The organism is Acinetobacter sp. 228, assembly GCF_048147885.1.
On record NZ_JAYWYV010000074.1, the window covers coordinates 1 to 2,231 of the forward strand.

At 35.0% G+C, this 2,231-nt stretch carries 2 protein-coding genes and 1 pseudogene; all 3 read left to right on the forward strand.

Annotated features, from left to right (window positions below):
- Positions 1–189: pseudogene (locus VXQ92_RS15915) on the forward strand (hypothetical protein); the annotation flags it as partial.
- Positions 190–346: 157 nt separating this feature from the next.
- The gene (locus VXQ92_RS15920) at positions 347–1,141 is read left to right on the forward strand and encodes a DUF4198 domain-containing protein (RefSeq protein ID WP_001080984.1); all 795 of its coding nucleotides are present in this window, start codon (positions 347–349) and stop codon (positions 1,139–1,141) included.
- 225 nt (positions 1,142–1,366) lie between these two features.
- Positions 1,367–2,231 (forward strand): LysR family transcriptional regulator (locus VXQ92_RS15925; protein WP_416682470.1); only part of this gene is annotated, 865 nt, incomplete at its 3' end.

Below are 2,231 nucleotides of genomic sequence, written 5' to 3' on the forward strand. Positions count from 1 at the left end.
CGTGCATTTGGGCATGGGGTTGCAGACGTTGCCTCAATAGGTTTATGGGAAGTATTTGGAACTCCAGCTGAAGCATACTTTAATGGTAAAGAAACAACTTATGAAGTGACTTATGGTGAAGATGATTTAGTAAAAAGTTATAAGCTCATTGACTTTAATCAAGCTTTTCCAAAAGTAAAAGAACAATGAGGTAATGAAAGAGGCCACTTGGCCTTTTTCTTTTTATATAAAAATCTTTAACTTAAATTTATTAATGATAATAAGAATTATTTTTATTTGTGTATAATACATTTGCTTATGATTTGTCTGTAAAAATTTAAATTTTCCTAATTAGGATCGAGAAATAATGAATAGATTATTAGTAACATCACTTGTTTTTGTATGTAGTTACAGCCTTGCTCATGAACCTTATGTTGCGCCATTAGCGTATAAAACTGAGCAGACACAAGTACCGGTAATAGCTGGTTATGCTGAAGAAGCACTAAATAGTGAATACGCTTTAAAAGATGCCAAGCTTACCGTCATTACCCCTAAACAAGATCCTAAAGTTATTAATGCTGAAGCCCTACATAAATCTGTAACTGTTTTCGATGTTGCTTTACCGGAAGACGGTACATATATTCTGCAAACTCAGGCGAGTTACCCTTTAAAATATGTATATGATCAAAAGGAGTGGCATTTATTTTTTGATTTACCAGCAGATAAAGCTCCGCCAAAAAAAGAGCGTGACTATCTAATTCCTGCTGATCTTAAAACTAAAAAGATTAAAACAGAGGAAGTAACAAGAGAATGGGTATTACAAAGTTATCTTTCAAAAGGTAAAGTTTCAGATATTCAACTTCCAAATACACCAATTAAAGTTAATTTTTCTGTTCATCCTAACCAGCTTAAAGTTACTCAAGCAGTTCAGCTAACCATAAGTGAAAAAGGCCAGAACCTACCTTATGCTGAAATTAATTTAAGAGAAAAAGGTGCAACTGATAAACAAGTACTACATTTTAAAGCTGATGATAAAGGACAAGTTGAACTTAAATTTCCAAAAGCTGGAGAATATTTAATGGAAGTCACAGCTCCAGTAGATTCAAAGTTAAAGCCTAAAAATCAAAATTATACGATTGTTAGCTTACAAGTGACCGAATAAGAATATTTCATTTTATAAAAAATAGATCTGAATGGGTCTATTTTTTATTTGTTAGTAAAGTCCATATCTAATTAACAAAAACTTATGTTGAGACAAATTAATTAATTTTGTGATAAGATGAATGGTATTCATTAGTGATGATTTATCTCCGTTAACTCTGTTTAGTAATAAACAAGAGATAACTTGAAAATTTATAGATAAATTTATGTATTCAGGCTTGTGCCCATGTTAGAAATTCGACACCTTAAAACTTTAGTTGCTTTACGTGAACATGGTTCACTGGTCGCTGCAGCTAATGACCTATGCTTAACGCCCTCGGCTATTTCTCACCAATTAAAAGAATTAGATCATTGGTATGGGGTAGAGGTGGTTAATCGCCGCAGTCGCCCTGTTAGTTTTTCTAATGTAGGACAACGCCTACTTAAGTTAGCTGATGATGTATTGCCGCAAATTCAGATTACTCAGAGTGATATTACACGTATTGTGCACGGACAAACGGGCAGAATTATTTTTTCATCTGAATGTCATAGCTGTTTTGACTGGCTAATGCCTTTACTCAATCAGTACCGTCAGCAATATCCAGACGTCGATTTAGACTTTGCTTCGGGGTTCGAAGCGAACCCACATGAACTTTTACAAAATGCTGAGTTTGATTTACTTATTACAGCCGATCCGATCGCACTAAAAGGAATCGAATACTTCCCGATTTTTGAATATGAGTCGCGTTTGGTTTTATCAAATACTCATCGATTGGTTCGTGCTGAAAATATTACTGTTCAGGATCTCGCAGAAGAGGTTCTTATTACTTACCCGGTTGATAAGCACCGTTTAGATATCATGTCGAAACTGTTTATACCTGCAAATATTCAACCAAAACAAATCCGAACAACAGACTTAACGCAAATGCTTATTCAACTCGTTGCGAGTGGCCGAGGTATTGCTGCTTTGCCAGATTGGGTAGTCAATGAATACGAACAAAAGGGTTGGGTGACTAGCCGTCGTCTAGATTGTGTTTCTCCAGCAGGTTTAAGACGTACATTGTATGCAGGTTATCGAACTGAAGAAAAAGAGAAGAGCTACTTTGAAGGTT

Excerpts from the sequence above, each read along its gene's own strand:
- VXQ92_RS15920 (WP_001080984.1), top strand. The coding sequence starts at position 347 with ATGAATAGATTATTAGTAACATCACTTGTTTTTGTATGTAGTTACAGC.